A 16,886-nucleotide genomic window follows, 5' to 3' on the forward strand; every position below is an offset into this window, starting at 1 on the left:
TCAAAAGACTTTTAACGATAACAGCCTGTCACCGTTAGAAGTTTTTGGGAGGGGAGAGCGCGAGAGGGGGACCCTTTTTTCAAAAAGGGTCCCCCTCTCGCATCTTTTCCTTCCCTTACTTCTGCCGGAGCAACGGCACGGTTATGGCCAGGCCGCAGAGCGCGGCCGCCGTGCCGATGAGAAACACCGAGCGGTAGCCGTAGAGTCCGGCCACGGTTCCGGTGACGGGGCCGGTCAGGGCGTAGGCGATGTCCTGGAAGGCGGCGAACGCGCCCAGGGCAGTGCCCCGGCTTTCGGGCTGCGTGCGTTTGACCGTTTCCACACCCAGCGCCGGGAAGATCATCGAACAGCCGAATCCCGTCAGGGCCGCGCCGGTCATGGCCAGTCCCATGTGCGAAGCCGTGGCGAGCACGGCCTGGCCGGCGATCTCGATGACGAAGAAGGCCAGGGCCACACGCGCGCCGCCAAATTTGTCGGGCAGTTCTCCGCAAAGAATCCGGGCGCAGATGAACGCCACCCCGAACGCCGAAAGGGTCAGGCCCGTTCCGGGCCAGCCTTCGGCGACGAAATACAGCGACACGAAGGCACCGATGCCGGCGAAGCCCACGCCTTGGAGGCCAAGGGCCACACCGGGACGCCAGATGATGCCCACAACCCGGCGGAAGGACACGGGGATGCCCGTTTTGTTGGGCGGGCTTTTGGGCACGCCGATCAGGGCCGCGAAGGCGAGAAGCGGCAATATGGTCACGACCACGGCCACAGCCAGGAACCCATAGGCGGCGTCCAGGGCCAGCCCGGCCGGTGCGCCGGCGGCCAACGCGCCGTACATGGCCATGCCGACCCAGGACATGACCCGGCCCGACCGGGCGGGGCCGGCCAGGCCGATGGCCCAGGCCAGCCCGCCGGTGAGGAGCAGGGATTCCCCGACACCGAGCAAGAGTCGGCCGAGCATGAGCACGGCCAGTTTGCCCGCCGGCCCGGTCGGCAGCCAGGCGGCGGCGAGATAGGTGAATCCGGCCAGGGAGCAGACGACCAGCCCACGACGCAAGGCCACGTCGCCGCCCTGGTTGTCGGCGATGCCCCCGGCGAATTTGCGGGTCGTGACCGTGGCGAAAAACTGGATGCCCACGGCCAGGCCCACGATCCAGTCGGGATAGCCCAGGACCCGGCTCACGAACAGCGGGATCACGGGCAGGGGCATGCCCACGGTGAGGTAGCAGGAGAAAACCGCCAGGCACAAAAGAATGATGGGGAGACCGCCGCATTTGGATTGCGGCGGGGAAGGGCAACGCTTGGCAAGGGATTGCATCGGGTACGCCTTCTCCGGTGGGTATGGGAACGAAATACGGAGAAGACGCAACCCAACACGCCCTCTCCGCCGGTCCGCAATGCATGCGGACGGGGACAGGTCGCGTTGGTTGACGTGAACGCTTACGTCGGAACTCGGTTTCCGGTGGACTGAAGATGAGAGCTCGCCGGCGAAAAGTCAAGGGGAGGACGATGCCGGGTGGAAGCGCGCCTCTTCGGCAAAGGCCGTGCGCATGGTCGCGGGCGGCCTTTTTCTTACGCCGGGCGGCCGGTTATTCCTGGTTGCGATAGCCCCAGGCCGGGGCCTGGTCCGGCGGGGCGTTGCGGTGCTTTTTTTTCTTCTGCTTGGACTGCTTCTTTTGCTGGCCGGGCGGCATATTCCAGTTCGAGTCGGAGTTTTTACCTGGACCGGCATAAGAGGATTTCCCCTTGGGCGAGGTTAGGTTGCCTTTCCGCTTCCACGAAATCAGGAAATCACTTTCACCACATAATGGAAATTTGACGATTTTTCGGAAGGCGACGTCCGGGTCGCGTTGCCCCGGCCCCTTCCCCACGACTTTTCCCGGTTACAGTGTGCCATCGCGGACCCAGCCGTAACCATTGAAAGTTTTTTGGAGGGGAGAGCGCGAGAGGGGGACCCTTTTTTCAAAAAGGGTCCCCCTCTCGCATCGTCTCGCCTCTTTCCCCTCTTTCCCTAGAGTCCGGCCTGGGCCTTTTGGGCGGCCAGCTCCTTTTTCCACTGCATGACGAGGAAGATGAAGGGCACCAGGGCCAGGCCTTCGGAGATCTCCCGGATGCCGAGGGGCATGGTGGCGAAATAAAGCCCCGCGCCCGCGGCGCAGGCCGCCGCGATGCGCCACATGGACTTGACGTCGATGATGCGCATGGTCGCCTGACAATAGCTCGTGGTGGTCACGGCCACCACCGCCTTGGTGAGGAGCATGGCCAGACAGGTGCCGAGGAGCGGATCGGCCGGGATGAGGGTGGCGCACAGGGTGAGGTTCACGGCCAGGCCGCCGATATAGATGAAAAGGAGCAGGCGCTGCTTGCCCTGGCTCATCATCAGGTAGGCCGAGAGGTTGTGCACGAAGCCGCAGATGATGGTGCCGACCAGCCATTTCTGCATCCACATGGCGTCGTGGTAGGCCCCGCCGTAGACCAGCCCGACGAGGCGGTCGGATTCGATGAAGAGCACGAACATCACGGGGATCGAGACGCCGATGAGCCAGCGCACGGAATTGTTGGCCAGCCGTTTGAACTCGCTCCGGTCGTTTTTCCACAGGCGCACGAACAGCGGGTAAAGGATGCTGCGCAAAAGGAGGTTGGAGACCAGAATCGAGACGCCGTCCACCAGCTCCCAGGTGACGCTGTACTGGGCCACCTTGGTCGGGCCGCCGTGGTTTTGCAGGAAATAGATGTTGGCCTTGTTGTAGAGGATGGCGGCCAGGGCCATGAGCACGAACACGCTGCCGTGCTTGGCCGTGGCCCAGGTGCGGGCCAGGGACTTGCGTTTGAGGGTGAGCCCGGCGAAGTCGGTCTTTTTGAGCGCCATCCAGACGCCGCCGGACAGGTTGGAGATATTTTCCAGGACCTTGAAGAGCGCAATCCAGTGGGGCGCCGCGCCCAGGGCCAAAAGCCCGATGGCGTAGCCGTAGCCGATGACCCCGGAAATGACCTTGATGCGGCCCTCCAGGTCCTGCCGGCCTTCCACGCGGATGGCCACGAAAAAGGAGCTGGCCACGGCCTCGAGCCCAACACCGGCCGAAATGACCATGACCAGGTTTTTCAGTCCCGGTGTGTAGCCCTGCCAGAAGACGAATCCCACCACCCCGAACCAGCCCGCGACGAGCAGCAGGCTTTTGAGCAGCGTGTACTGGGCCAGGATGTCGCCCTTGTGGCTGTATTTCTTGCTGAGGGCCGCCACCAGGGGCTGGTTGAGGCCGAATTCGCCGAGAAACAGGATGATGGAGGCCAGACCGAAGGCCACCATGAATTCGCCGTAATCGCTGGTGGAAAGCCGGGCCAGATAGATCAGGAAAAAGGTGTGCAGCGCGTCGTGAATCCACTGCGCTCCGGCGAGATGCGCGAATTTGTTGAAAATACCGTAGGACGGACGGGTGACCTTTGGGGGCGATGGGGGCGAGTCTTGGGGCATTGGGGGGTTCCCCCTCCCGGCCGCCGGGGGCCGGGAGGGAAGGCGGGAAGATGGCTAACGGGCCTTGGATTTTTTCTTGGTGGCCTTGGCGGCCTTTTTGGCGGTCTTGTCGGCGGCTTTGCCCTTGGCCGACTTGGTTCCCTTGGCGGGTGCGGCCGGTGCGGCTTTGGCGACCGGTTTCGGAGCCGGTTCGGCGACCTTGGCCGGCGCGGGCTCTTTCGCCGGCGTGGGCTCGGGCGCCTTGGGTTCGGCTTCCTTGACCGCTTCGGGGGCCGGTTTGGCTTCCGGGGCCTTGGCGGCCTCGGGCTCCGGCTTCTTGGCCGGCACTTGCGCGGGCGTGACCACGGCCGGCGGAATTTCGACCTTGATGGCCGGCTCGCTCATGGTCCTGGCGGCCGGGACGGTTTCCTGGCGCGGCGCGGGCACGGGCGTCGGTTCGGGGTCCTTGGCCGGCGTGGGTGCCGGTTCGGGCTCCTTGACGGCTTCCGGCGCGGGTTCGGGCTTGGCTTCCGGTTTGGGCTCGGGCGCTTTCACGGGCTCGGGCGCGGGTTCCGGCTCCTTGACCGGTTCAGGGGCTGGCGCGGGTTCCGGCGTCGGCTCGACCTTGGGGGCCGGCTTGCCGGCGCAGCAGCCGCGCGGGGCGCACTGGATGAAGGCGCCGAATTTTTCCAGCTCGTCCACCCGGCAGCTCCAGACCATCTTGCCGTCGTGGAAGATGGAGTCCGGACAGCCGTCGCACATGTCCTGGCGGCCGTCGTCGAGCAGGTCGCAGGGCTGGATGACCATGATCGACTGGATATTGAGCGGCTTGCTCCACATGCTGGGCCGGGTGAGCAGCTTGCAGAAAATCTTGCGCAGGCTTTTGTTGAACGGCGTGAGAATGGCCAGCTTTTGTACCCAGCGCATCCAGCACGGCCGCGAATAGGCCAGGTAGGTGCCGAAGAAAAGGTGGTGGAAAATCTGGGTCCATTCGGCGAACTTGGCATCGAGGTAGCCCAGGATCTCGTTCTTGTCGCCGACGCGAAGGGTCAAGAGCCACTTCATGGACAGCGGGTTCTCGGTGCCGTTTAGGTAGGCGCAGGGCTCGTGGTCGGGGTAGGCCAGACGGATGGCGTCGGCGATCTCCTGGGAGGAGAGGTCCTGATGGTTTTCCTGGTTGTCGAGCTGGTAGACGAGGTTGCCGACGTCCACGGGACGCCCGTTGGCGAACACGTCGAAATTGTTTTTCTTTCGCGCCGAGCGGAACAGGATGAACACCATCGTCTGGATGATGTCGATATGCTCGTGGGCGAACCGCGTGAGCATGGGGATTTCGGAGAGCGTGTCGCGGTAGATGGTGGCGTTAAACGAGCAGGCGATCTTGCCCTCTCCGTGCTCGTGGATCATGTTGGCGAGTTTGAGGCGCAGCTCGCACAGCTCCTTTTCGCTGGACCCTTTCCAGCCGGGACGACGCTGGTGCGAGTCCACATGCATGGTGAAGCCGATGAGGCCGGCCGCGGCCAGCTCGCGCACGAGTTCCGGGGTGAGCGCCTGACCGTTGGAGTTGATGATGGGCTTCCAGCCCTTGGATGCGACGTAACGGACCAGCGGAACGATGTCGGGATAGATGAGGGGTTCGCCGCCGGCGATGGAGATGCCGTCGGTGTGCCGCAGCTTCTTGACTTCCTCCAACTCCCGGATGACGTCGGCCAGGGGCCTGTGCCCGTCGGGGTTGTTTTCGCGATAACAACCCTCGCAGTACAGATTGCACTTGGTGGTCGGCTCGAGCCAGGTGATGGCGTTGTCGGCCAGGTTCCAGGGCAGGCGATAATATGATCCCGGGGTAAGCGGTCGTTTTCTCATGGCGCTCCGGTCCGTTGGCAAAGATTTGGCGGCTTGCGCCGCAAACTCGGGTTGCGTTATCGCAAATGGGGCGTGGTGGCAACCAACGTCGCATGGCGAAAGGGTTGAACGGCTTTGGAGATGTGCGAGAGGGGAAACCCTTTTGCAAAGGGTTCTCCCCTCTCGCGCTCTCCCCTTCCTAAACTTCTTAACGGTTACGGATTGTATTGCGAATAACCAACCGCCATCGTTAAGAGTCGTTGGAAAGGGGGCCCGGGGGGAAACCTTTCTGCAGAAAGGTTTCCCCCCGGTTTCACCTCCTAAAATCCCCGGTCCAGCGCCCCGACGATGGCCCCGGGCGCGCCGCCGGCGCTACGCGGCATGAGCCGTCCGAGGATGGGCACGCGCCGCGCCGCCTCGCGAAACGCGGCCGAGCGCCGCAGGTTGACCACGAGCAGGGTCAGAATCATGACCGGGAAGGGCGCGATCTGAAACAGCGTGCCCGAAAGTCCGGGCAGCGCGTCCTGAAGCGCGATGCCGGCCACCTGGATGGCGGCGAAAAAGAGCGCGCCAAGCGCCACCCGCACCGGCTTCCAGCCGCCGAAGATGACGATGGCCAGGGCGATCCAGCCCGCGCCCTCGCAGCCCTGCGGATGGCCCCAGCCGGGCTTGACGGCCAGGGAATAAAAGCCGCCGGCGCATCCGGCCATGGCCCCGCCGGCCAGACAGCACCAAAACCGCACCCGGGCCACGGAAAATCCCCGCGCCTTGGCCGCCTCGGGCGATTCCCCGACCGCCCGCACCAGCAGTCCCGTCCTGGTGCGCATGAGGAAAAACCAGACCCCGGCCACGGCCAGCAGGCTTAAAAGCACCACCGGGCTCTGGTGGAACACGCCCTTGCCGAGAAACGGCAGGTCGGCCAGCCCCGGGATATGGAGGACGCCCAGATCCGGCCCCGGCCGGCGTGCCTGGGCATGGCCGAGAAAGTAGGTCAGTTCGCGGCAAAAAAGCGTCAGCACGAACCCGACGGCCAGCTCCGAAACCCGGAGCGCCTGGCCGAAAAGGACCAGCACCGCGGCCACCGCCGCCCCGGCTCCGGCCCCGGCCAGAAGCCCCAGCCAGGGGTTGCCGCTCACCCGGGCCACGGTGAAGGCGGCCATGGCGGCAAAAAGGAGCGTGCCGTCGAGCGACAGGTTGATGACCCCGGCGCGCTCGGCCACGGTCTCGCCAAGCGCGGCCAGGATCAGCGGCGCGGCGGCGAAAAGCACCGAGGCGAACAGCGCCTCCATATAGCCGAAACTCACGGCTTCCTCCGCGATACGGCCGGCCACAGTCCCCTGGCCGCGAAAAGGGTCAGCACCAGCACGCCCTGGATGACGCCGGCCAACGAGGAGTCCAGGGACAGGGACAGGGGCAGCTGGATGGAACCCACGGCCAGGGCGGCGAAGAAAAGACAGGCCAGGGGCACGGCCGGCAGGCTGCCCGAGGCCAAAAGCACGGCCAGGATGGCCGTGTAGCCGTAGTTGCCGGAAACGGAAGGGATGAGCCGGTGGTAGAGCCCGGCGATGAGCACTCCGCCGGCAAGGCCGGCAAGCGCCCCGCCGATGCCCATGGCGGCGAGAATGCGGCGCTTGGGGGCGAGGCCGAGCCGTTCGGCGGCCAGGGAATTCTGGCGCACGGCGGACAGGGTCAGGCCGAAAAAGGTGCGCGTGAGGAGCCAAACCACGCCGGCAAAGGCCAAAACGGCGAGAATGGGGCCGACAAGGCTCATGGGACGTCCGCCGAGCCCCGGCAGCCACAAGGCGTGATCGAGCGGGGCCGTGCCGCTTAGGGAGGCCATGCCAGGACGCTTCCAGGGACCGAGGATCAGCCACAGCGATACGCCCGTGGCCACGAAATTGAGCCCCAGGCCGGAAAAGATCTCATGCACCCGGCCGTGGGTGCGCAGCACGCCGGATAAAAGCGCCCAGGCCGCGCCGCCGGCCATGGCCGCCAGGAGCGACAGGGTGACGGCAAGCCCCGGCGGCAGAGGCCCGGCGGGGGAAACGGCGCGCAGAAACCACAGACAGCCGAGGGCGCCCATGGTGATCTGGCCCTCCACGCCGATGTTCCAGAGATTGGCGGCGAAGGTGACGCAAAGGGCTGCGCCGCATAAAAGCAGCGGGGCGAACGAGGACAGGGTGCGCAGCCAGGCCGCTTCGGAGCCGAAACCGCCCTGGGCCATGACGGCCAGGGTTTTTAGCGGCGGCGCGCCCGAGGCGGCCACGATGGCGAGCGTTGCGGCCAGGGCCAGGCCTACGGCGAAAGCGGCCCGGGCCAGGGCGTGGGGGGCGGCGCGCATCATGATGCCGCCTTTGCCGCGGCCCGGCCGGTCATGAGGTCGCCGACGAGCCCGGCCTGCAATGCTTCGGCCGGCAGGTCGGCCACGATGGTCCGGTTGTAAAAGACGAGGGCCCGGCCGGCATGGGCCAGCAGTTCGTCGAGGTCTTCGGAAAAAAAGAGCACGGCCGCGCCGGCGGCCGCGCGCTCCCGGAAATGGTCCCAGATCTGGGCGATGGAGGCCGCGTCCAGGCCGCGCGTGGGGTTGTCGGCCAAAAGGAGTCTGGTGTCGTCCGGAATGAGCGAGAGCAGCAGGCGTTGCTGGTTGCCCCCGGAAAGCGAGGCGGCCGGGGCGTTCGGGGTGTCGGTCAGGCGGAAGCGTCCCACGCAGCGCTCAGCGAAGATTGCCGCCGCCTGCCGGCGCTTGTCGGGAAAGGCCAGCCGCACGTGGTCCAGAAGCGACAGGCCCGGGAAAAGCCCTTCCTCCATGCGCGAGGCGGGCAGGTGGTGGACGCCGGCGGCCAGAAACCGCCGGGCCGGTTTGCCGGCCAGGGCCTTGCCGTCGATTTCCAGCGCGCCGGCCACAATCGGGGCGATGCCGGCCAGGCCGCGCAAAAAAGCCTCCTGGCCGCCGCCGGCGATGCCGGCCAGCCCGACGATTTCCCCGGGCCTCACGGTCAGGGTGCTGGGCGCAAGCACGGTCTTCTCGTCGGCGATGACGGCCCTGCGCAGCCGCACCAGGGGAGGCGTGTCGTTCGCCGCCACGGGCCGGGGCGCGGGCGGGACCGGGCTGTCCAGGATGTCGCAGAGCACTTCGCCCTGGTCGGCGAACATGGCCGAAAGGATCGCCGGGCCGTCAAGCGGCGCGTCGAAGGCGCCGGCCAGTTTGCCCTGGCGCAGGACGTAGACCTTGTCGCAAAGCTCTTTGGCCTCGGCCAGTTTGTGGGTGACCAGGGCCACGATGCGTTCGCCGTCGGCCACGAAGGCCCGCAGCACGCCGAAAAGCGCTTCCTTCTGGGCCGGGGAGATGCCCGTGGTCGGCTCGTCGAGGATGAGCAAGCGTACGTCGCGGTCCATGAGCCGGGCCAGCTCCAGATGCTGGCGCTGGGCCACGGACAGGTCGGCGGCGGCGGCGTCGGGCGGGAGGTCGAAGCCCATACGGGCGCAGACCGCGCGCAGACGTTGCCTGGCCTCGGCCCGGGAGCGGACCTCGCCGCCGCTTATGGCGAAGTTTTCCCAGACCGTAAGCGGCGGGAAGTCGAGGGGGTCCTGGGACAGCATGCCGATGCCCAGGCGCAAGGCCGCTTCGGGCGTAAGCTTGGCGTGGTCCCGGCCGTCGATGCGGATGGTCCCGGCGTCCGGGGCATAGGCGCCGCACAACACGCGCATGAGCGTCGACTTGCCGGCCCCGTTCTCGCCGAGGATGCCGTGGATGCGGCCCGGGGTGAGCTCAGCCGTCACGCCGTCGTTGGCGGCGAGGGCCCCGAACCGTTTGACGATGCCGGAAAGGACGATTTCCATGCGGCGTGCTCCGGGAAAGCACCCCCTATTTGGAGGCGCTGGCCCCTTCCATGCCGCGCAGAAGCTGGGGACAGAACCACAGTTCCTTGTCCGTGGCCGTGTGGCCGGCCGGCACGAACACCGAGCCGTCCTGGTAGGTGAGCGGTCCGGCGTAGAGGTTCGCCTTGCCCGAGCCGAGGTCCGCGACGAAGGCGTCCAGGGCTTTTTGGGCCTCGGCGGAAAGTCCCTTGCCGGGCATGAAGCCGACCGGGCTCTTGTCCGGGTCGTTTAGGGCGGCGAAATCCGGGGACAGCCAGGTGAAGGCGGGCTTGTAGGTCCCGTCGTCAACGGCCTTGGCGATGGTCAGAAACGGGGGGCCCCAGTTGAAGTAGGGGACGCCCAGACAGGCTTCGGGCGCGCCCTGGCAGGCGTCCTTGTAGTCGTAGGGCAGGGCGTGGACGTCGGCTCCGGCGTTGCGGCGGGCGGCGGCCACGGTCAGTGCCTCGGGGGTGTCGATGCCGGAGATGATCACGTCGAAGCCCTGGTCGAAAAAGGAGCCGGCCAGCTGGTTGGGGTCGGCGGTCACGCCCGGGATGTTGAACCAGAAGCCGATCCAGGACACCTTGAAGGTGAGGTCCTCGGGCTTGTTGCCGCGCACGTCGACCCAGGCGTGGCGCGCGCCGAGGTAGGCGGCGTCGGCCAGGCGGCGGGTCTCGTCGTTAATGAGCGGCCCCAGAAAGCCGATCTTGCCGGTCTTGGTGGTCATGGCCGCGGAAAAGCCGGCCATCATCTTGGCGTATTCCATCTTGGAAAAGAGGTTGCCCAGGTTCTTCGGGGCCTTGCCGGTCAGCACGTCGTCGCCGGAAACGTGGACGAAGGTCAGTTCCGGGTGCTGGGTGGCGGCCTCGCGGATGCCGTCCTTCATGTCGTCGGAGCCGGCGAAGATGAGCGTGGCCCCTTTGGCGGCCAGATCGTCCACCACCTGCGGGATGGTGACCCCGGGCCGGTCGGCGGGGTTCAACTTGTCGAGGTAGAGCATCTTCGAGCCGGGAAGGCGGGCTTCGACGTACTTGCCGCCCTCGTACTGGGCCTGGCTGTAGCCTTTGTCGTTGTAGGGGCCGACAAGCAGCAGACCGAAGGTCAGCGGTTTGCCGGCGGCGAGCGTCACGGCGGCGGTTGCGCACAAAAGGGCGAAAGCCGCCGCAAGGATCAGCGAAACGCGGCGCATGATGGGGCCTCCTTCAGGCTTGATGGGGATGCGGGTTCGGGCAGTGTAAAAAAAGCGGGGGCGATGCGCCAGGGGCAAGAGGCGGTTTACGACCGTCCCGGCAGGCGTCCCTCGCCTAAAAACGCTTCAACCAGGGCAAAGACCGCGTCGTTGCCGTAAAATTTTCCGTTGGCGATGCGTTGGCGCATGCCCGGGAGGTCTTTTTCGAAATCCGGCAACAGATCGGGCGTCAGCCGGTCCATGGAGGCGGCCCGGCCGTAGCCCAGGCGTTCCAGGTAGATGGCGTTTAACTGTTGCTCGAAGGCGCCGGGCACCGGAAACGACAGCACCGGCTTGCCGAAATAGAGCGCCTCGCTCATGAGGTTGTGGCTGCCGCCGCAGACCACATAGGCGCACGAGGCCAGATCGTCGAGAAAGCCTTCCTCGGAGTAGCCGCGAAAGGTCAGGTTCCCTTCCACCTTGTCCACGCGGTAGCCGTAGACGCGAAATTCCCGGTCCAGGGTCCGCAGATACGGCGCGAAGGCGTCGCGGATGCCGCAGCTCTGGTAGACCAGGATGTGCGAACCGTGGCTTGGCGTGCGTGTAACCACCGAGCGGCGCAAGATGGGCGGGGCGACCACGGCCCTGGCTCCGGGTTTGGTCGGGGGCTGATAGAAGGAAATGGAAAGGTAGTCGCTGGCGGCGGAAAAAAGAAAGCGGATGGAGGCCAGGATGCCCCAATAGTCGGGCAAAAGTTTCGCCGGCACGTCGTGGCGGCAGCAGGAGATCACGTGCTGGTGGTCCAGGGACAGGCAGGGGACGCCGGCCCGCTTCGCCGCGATGGGCACGAAATATTCGTAGTCGGAGATGGCCGCGTCCGGGCGGAAGTCCCGGATCATCCCGGCCAGGCGGGCGAGCTCCGCCTTGCGGCGCCAAAGGGTGCGGCCAGCGAGTTTCAGTGTCGCCGGGGTGTCCAGGCGCTGGTCCTTGTAGCGGGTGCCGGGGTTTTCGAAGCGTTCCACCGGGAATTCCCGCGATAGCAGTTGCGCGCCCTCTTCGCTGGAGACGAACAGGAACTCGTGGCCAAGCGTCGCCAGATGACGGGCCAGGATGAGCGCGCGGATGGCGTGGCCGTGCTGGGAGCCGTGCACGCCGTAGAGAATGCGGGCCATGGTGGAAAAAGCCTCCCGGATCGTGGCGGCCGGGCCGCCTGTGGGGGGACAAGTAAAGGCCGGCGCGCCCGGCGTCAATGGCCGGCGGGCCCCCGGGCGCGGCCTCGCCGCCTTTTCCCCGCGCGATTCCGGGTTGCGCCACTCTCGCCTTCACGGTTAGAAAAGAGGACCCACGCAACGGATAGCCGCCGGGGAGGGACATGGGCACGATCTATCTGATGCGCCACGGGGCCATCATCCAGCAAAAGCCGCGCCGGTTCATCGGCCAGACCGACTTTCCCCTGACCGAGGCGGGCCGCGCCCAGGCGAAGCTGTGGCGCGAGCCGCTGGCCGGGGTGGAATTCGCCGTCGCCGTCAGCTCCGACCTCTCCCGCTGCCTGGAGACCGCCGCCCTGGTGCTTGCGGGGCGGGAGCTCGCCGTGCGCCCGGAGCCGCGCCTGCGCGAGATCAACCTCGGAAGCTGGGAGGGGCTCACCGTGGACGCGGTCAGGGAGCGCTTTCCCGGAGCCTACGAACGCCGGGGGACCGACCTGACCGGCTTTTGCCCCGAGGGCGGGGAGAGCTTCGCCGACGTCCAGGGGCGCGCCGTCGCCGCCATAAGCGAGCTGGCCGCCATACCCGGCAACGTGCTGGTCGTGGCCCACGGCGGCGTCAACCGCACCGTGCTGTGCCACGCCCTGGGCCTCGACCTGACCCGCCTGTTCCGCCTGGGCCAGGACTACTGCCGCCTGAACATCCTAGATGTGGCCGGCGACGCGTGGCGCGTGGACGCGGTCAATGCCGCGCCCGTGGTTCCCTGGCGTTTTCCCGGTCCCTGAGCTTCATTTCCTATCGCTCCTTTGTGAAATGCCGCGCCGCCGATGCAACGCGGCCTTGCCTCCCTGCACAGGACTGCATTGACAGGAAACGCGAGGCGTGGAATTGCATGAAACCATGCAAAGACGCCTTGTCCCCCTGTTTGCGTTTCTGGCCCTGCTGGTTGCCTGTTCCGGCGATAAACCGCAAAAGACCGTGCCTCCCCGCGAGGTTACGGCCCCGGTCAAGGCGGCCGTGCGCCGTCCCGTGGTGGAGTGCCGGTCGTTTCCGGCCGAGGTGGAGTCGCAAAACAGCGTCACCCTGGCCAGCAAGGTTTCCGGCGCGGTGGAGGCCGTGACCGCCCGCGAGGGCGACATGGTGCGCGCCGGGCAGGTCATCATGCGCATCGACGACAAGGACCTCACCAGCCAGGAGCAGGGGCTTGTCGCTTCCAAGGAGCAGATCTCCCGCGAACGCCAGTCGCTTCTCGCCAAGGCCTCCCTGGCCAAAACGACCCTGGAGCGCATGCGCCGGCTGCTCGCCCAGCGCGTCGTGAGCCAGGAGGACTTCGACAAGGCCCAGTCCGAATACGAGTCCCTGACCCGGCAGGTCGAGGCGGCCGCGGCCCAGGGAGACTCCGTGACCGCCAAGCTCGGCGAACTGGCCGCGCTTCGGGCCTACACCCGCATCACCGCGCCCTTCGACGGCATTCTAGCCAAGCGCTACGTGGACCAGGGGGCCTTCGTCACCGCCGGCTCGCCGCTGGCCCTGATCGACCAGTCCGGCGGCGGCTTCGAGCTGGCCGCCCAGGTGGACGAGTCGCTGCTTTCCGGCCTGCGTCACGGCCAGACCATTCTGGCCGTGGTGCCGTCCCTGGCCCATGCCCCCTTTGCCGTGACCGTCTCGGCCATCGTCGGCCGGGTGGACCCGGCCAGCCGCACCTTCAAGCTCAAGTGCGCCCTGCCCGATGCCGTGCCCGGGGCCGATGGCCCGCCGCGCGCCGGCATGTTCGGCCGGGTGTTCGTGCCCGCCCGCACCGCCGAAAAGCTGCTGCTGCCCGAAACCTGTCTGGCCCATCGCGGCGACCTGCCTACCGTGGCCGTGGTCGGCAAGGACAACATCCTGCATTTCCGGGTGGTCAAGACCGGCGCGAGCTTTCTGGCCGCCAAGTTCGACGGCAAGACCTACCTGACCGACTCGCAAGCCTTCGAGGGCGCGGGCGGGGAATATTTCGTCGACGTCCTAAGCGGGCTTTCCGACGGGGAGCGCGTGGCCTGCGATCCCGGGGCCACCCTGCGCGAGGGCGACCGGCTGGCCGGAGCGGCGAAATGAGCGAGCCGGGACACCACGGGCACCATTCGGACTGGCTCACCCGCATCACCTCCGTCTTCGTCGATTCCAAGCTGGCCCCGCTTTTCATTCTGGCCGCCGTGCTGACCGGCGTGCTGGCCGTGTGGGCCACGCCCAGCGAGGAAGAGCCGCAGATCCTCGTGCCCATGATCGACATCCACGTGACCATGCCCGGGGCCACGCCCAAGGAGATCGAAAACCGGGTCGTCACGCCCATGGAGCGCATCCTATGGGAAGTGCCGGGCGTGGAGTACGTCTATTCCACGGCCGGGGCCGGCCAGGCCATGACGGTCGTGCGCTTCAAGGTGGGCGAGAACACGGAAAAAAGCCTGGTCGCCGCCTATACCAAGCTCTACCAGCACCTCGACTGGATTCCGCCGGGCTGCTCCCAGCCGATTTTGAAACCCCATTCCATCGACGACGTGCCGGTCTTGGTGGTGGCGCTTTGGGGCGGCCCCTACGATGCGCGCCAACTGCGCGTCATGGCCAATGCGGTAAGCGAGGAGGTGCGCCGCATTCCGGGCGTGGCCGAGACCACCGTCACCGGCGGGCGCAAGCGCACGGTCATGGTCGAGCCCGACCCCGACCGGCTGCGGGGGCAGGGCCTGGACATGGTGGCCGTGATCGACGCCATCGGCCTGCAGAACAAGGGGCAGACCATCGGCGACGCCTTCCAGTCCGGCAGGGCGGTCTCCATCCGGCTCGACAACTTTTTCCGCACCCAAAAGGAACTGTCCCGGGCGGTGGTGGCGATCAAGAACGGCCGGCCGGTCTACCTGGCCGACGTGGCCACGATCCGGGACGGCTTCGACGAGCCGGCCGATTACGTGTTTTTCCTGCCGGGGCATGGGCTGGTCAAAAAAGGCGAGGCCACGGGCGCGGCCTATCCGGCCGTGACGCTGTCCGTGGCCAAGCGGGCCGGCGAAAACGCCACCAGGATCGCCGACGAGGCGCTGAAACGCATAAACGGCCTTCGCGGCTACGTCTTGCCGGCTAACGTCAATATGACCGTCACCCGCGACTCGGGCGAGACGGCCAAGGCCAAGGTGGACGAGCTGCTCAAGCACCTCATCCTGGCCGCCGTGACGGTCGGGGGCGTGGTGGCCCTTTTCCTGGGGCTTCGGGCCAGCCTCGTCGTCATGGTGGCCGTGCCCGTGACGCTCGCCATTACGCTGGCCACCTACTGGCTCATGGGCTACACGCTCAACCGCGTGACGCTCTTCGCGCTCATTTTCTGCATCGGCATCCTGGTCGACGACCCCATCGTGGACGTGGAAAACATCGTGCGCCACCTGGGGCTCCCCGGATCGCGCGGCAAGAAGCTTTCCGACGTCATCGTCGAGGCGGTCAGCGAGGTGCGCGCGCCGCTGGTTTTGGCCACCTTCACGGTCATCGCCGCCATCGCGCCCATGGCCTACGTGGGCGGGCTCATGGGCCCCTATATGCGGCCCATGCCCGTGGGAGCGTCGGTGGCCATGCTTTTCTCCATGGTGGTGGCCTTCTGCATCACCCCCTGGACGGCCAAGCGGGCGCTTCGCCCCGAACCCACCGGGTCCGGGGACGCCAAGCCCCATGGCGACATTCCGGACGATATCGGCACCCGGGGCTATTTGTGGCTCATGGACCGCCTCCTCAAGCGTCCGGCCTGGCGCTGGGGTTTCCTGGGGCTGGTGGGGCTCCTTTTCGTCGGGGCCTGTTCGCTTTTCCCGACCAAGCGCGTGCTGGTCAAGATGCTGCCCTTTGACAACAAAAGCGAATTCTCCGTGGTGGTGGACATGCCGCGCGGCACGACCCTGGAGGAGACCACGGCCGTGTGCCGCGAGTTGGCCGCGGTGGTGCTTAAGCGTCCGGACGTCACCGGGGCCACGCTTTTCGCCGGCACGGCCGCGCCCATGACCTTTAACGGGCTGATCCGCCATTACTACCTGCGAAGCGGCCAAAACGAGGCCGAGATCGCCGTCAACCTGCTGCCCAAGTCCGAACGTTCGGTGCAAAGCCATCCCATCGCCAAGGAGGTCCGGCAGGCACTGACGCCCATTGCTGGCAAGTACGGGGCCAGGATCAAGGTGGTGGAGCTGCCGCCCGGACCGCCCGTCATCCAGACGCTGGTGGCCGAGATCTACGGCCCGACCGACCAAGGCCGGCTGGCCGTGGCCGGGCAGGTCCGCGACATCATGAAAAAGACCCCGGACGTGGTGGACGTGGACTGGTACGTGGATGATCCCCGGCCCGAGCGCGTCATCCGCGTGGAGCGCGACAAGGCCCAGGCCGCCGGCATCGATCCGGACCGGGCCCTTTCCGACGTCACGGCCTCCATCGCCGGCACCGTGGCCGGACTCATGCACGACGAGCTGGCCCGGGAGGACGCGCCCATCGTGGTGCGCCTGCCGCTCAAGGACCGGGCCGATGCCCGGGACATGGGCGCAATCGCCGTGCGCGGCGAGGGCGACCGCATGGTGTCCCTCGGGCAGATCGCCTCCATCGCCGAGCACGAGGAGCCGAGCCGGATCTACCACAAGAACCTGCTCCCCGTGATCTACGTCACGGGCGACGTGGCCGGGCGCGAGGAAAGCCCCATCTACGCCATGAACAAGGTCAACGCGACCCTGGAGAAGCTGGGGGAGACGGGCAAGGGGGCCTGGCAGACCGTGTCCAAGGCGGCGCTTCCCATCCTTTGGACATCCATGCCGGCGCAGACCGCCGACTACAGCATGAAATGGGACGGCGAGTGGCAGATCACCTACGAGGTCTTCCGCGACATGGGCATCGCCTTTGCCGTGGTCATGGTGCTCATCTACATCCTGACCGTGGGCTGGTTCGGCTCCTACACCACGCCGATTGCCATCATGGCCCCCATCCCGCTGTCGCTAATAGGCATCATCCCGGCCCATGCGCTGGCCGGGGCCTTTTTCACGGCCACGTCCATGATCGGGTTTATCGCCGGGGCGGGCATCGTTGTGCGCAACTCCATTATCCTTGTGGATTTCATAGAGATGCGTCGTGGCCAGGGGGAGACCCTGGAGCGGGCCGTGGAGGAGGCCGGGGCGGTGCGCTTCCGGCCCATGCTTTTGACCGCCATCAGCGTGGTGGGCGGGGCCTTCGTGATCTTGTTCGATCCCATCTTCCAGGGGCTGGCCATATCGCTTATGGCCGGCGAGGTGGCGGCCACCATCTTTTCGCGCATGGTGGTGCCGGTCATGTACTACCTCGACGCCCGGCGTACGGCCCGCTGACGCGCTTTTGTGCGGCGCGCCGGCGG

General features: G+C 66.7%; 12 protein-coding genes. 3 read left to right on the forward strand and 9 right to left on the reverse strand.

Annotation, left to right across the window (positions count from 1 at the left end; all coding sequences use genetic code 11):
• Nucleotides 1-115: 115 nt before the first annotated feature.
• From ACMZ6R_RS13930 to ACMZ6R_RS13970, 9 genes are all read right to left on the reverse strand, one after another.
• Entirely contained in the window at nt 116-1,309 is a 1,194-nt protein-coding gene (locus ACMZ6R_RS13930) for an arabinose transporter (protein WP_416112455.1), read from the reverse strand.
• Between the two features lie 271 nt (nt 1,310-1,580).
• The gene (locus ACMZ6R_RS13935; protein WP_416112457.1) at nt 1,581-1,862 is read right to left on the reverse strand and encodes a hypothetical protein; all 282 of its coding nucleotides are present in this window, start codon (nt 1,860-1,862) and stop codon (nt 1,581-1,583) included.
• 140 nt (nt 1,863-2,002) lie between these two features.
• Nucleotides 2,003-3,463, reverse strand: a complete 1,461-nt coding sequence (locus ACMZ6R_RS13940; RefSeq protein ID WP_416112459.1) for a lipopolysaccharide biosynthesis protein — start codon at nt 3,461-3,463, stop codon at nt 2,003-2,005.
• Nucleotides 3,464-3,517: 54 nt separating this feature from the next.
• Nucleotides 3,518-5,305 carry a radical SAM protein gene (locus ACMZ6R_RS13945; protein WP_416112461.1) on the reverse strand — a complete coding sequence of 596 codons (1,788 nt, stop codon included), beginning with the start codon at nt 5,303-5,305 and terminating at the stop codon, nt 3,518-3,520.
• 299 nt (nt 5,306-5,604) lie between these two features.
• Nucleotides 5,605-6,573: an ABC transporter permease gene (locus ACMZ6R_RS13950; protein WP_416112499.1), complete on the reverse strand. Its 969-nt coding sequence runs from the start codon at nt 6,571-6,573 to the stop codon at nt 5,605-5,607.
• An 11-nt stretch (nt 6,574-6,584) separates the two neighbouring features.
• Nucleotides 6,585-7,628 (reverse strand): ABC transporter permease, encoded by a 1,044-nt coding sequence (locus ACMZ6R_RS13955; protein WP_416112463.1) that lies wholly within the window; start codon nt 7,626-7,628, stop codon nt 6,585-6,587.
• Entirely contained in the window at nt 7,625-9,124 is a 1,500-nt protein-coding gene (locus ACMZ6R_RS13960) for an ABC transporter ATP-binding protein (protein ID WP_416112465.1), read from the reverse strand. The genes ACMZ6R_RS13955 and ACMZ6R_RS13960 overlap by 4 nt, the downstream gene beginning before the upstream one ends.
• Before the next feature lie 25 nt (nt 9,125-9,149).
• Entirely contained in the window at nt 9,150-10,331 is a 1,182-nt protein-coding gene (locus ACMZ6R_RS13965; protein ID WP_416112467.1) for a BMP family lipoprotein, read from the reverse strand.
• 86 nt (nt 10,332-10,417) lie between these two features.
• The gene (locus ACMZ6R_RS13970) at nt 10,418-11,482 is read right to left on the reverse strand and encodes a glycosyltransferase family protein (RefSeq protein ID WP_416112469.1); all 1,065 of its coding nucleotides are present in this window, start codon (nt 11,480-11,482) and stop codon (nt 10,418-10,420) included.
• Between the two features lie 200 nt (nt 11,483-11,682).
• Between ACMZ6R_RS13970 and ACMZ6R_RS13975 the strand changes: the two genes are divergently transcribed.
• The 3 genes from ACMZ6R_RS13975 to ACMZ6R_RS13985 all read left to right on the forward strand — a co-directional run bounded on the left by ACMZ6R_RS13975 (nt 11,683) and on the right by ACMZ6R_RS13985 (nt 16,860).
• Entirely contained in the window at nt 11,683-12,300 is a 618-nt protein-coding gene (locus ACMZ6R_RS13975) for a histidine phosphatase family protein (RefSeq protein ID WP_416112471.1), read from the forward strand.
• A gap of 97 nt (nt 12,301-12,397) precedes the next feature.
• On the forward strand, nt 12,398-13,609 hold the full coding sequence (locus tag ACMZ6R_RS13980; RefSeq protein ID WP_416112473.1) for an efflux RND transporter periplasmic adaptor subunit: 1,212 nt from the start codon (nt 12,398-12,400) through the stop codon (nt 13,607-13,609).
• Entirely contained in the window at nt 13,606-16,860 is a 3,255-nt protein-coding gene (locus ACMZ6R_RS13985) for an efflux RND transporter permease subunit (protein WP_416112475.1), read from the forward strand. Before ACMZ6R_RS13980 ends, ACMZ6R_RS13985 begins: the two co-directional genes overlap by 4 nt.
• Nucleotides 16,861-16,886 lie beyond the last annotated feature (26 nt).

The organism is Solidesulfovibrio sp. C21 (genome assembly GCF_047785625.1).
Taxonomy (GTDB): domain Bacteria; phylum Desulfobacterota; class Desulfovibrionia; order Desulfovibrionales; family Desulfovibrionaceae; genus Solidesulfovibrio.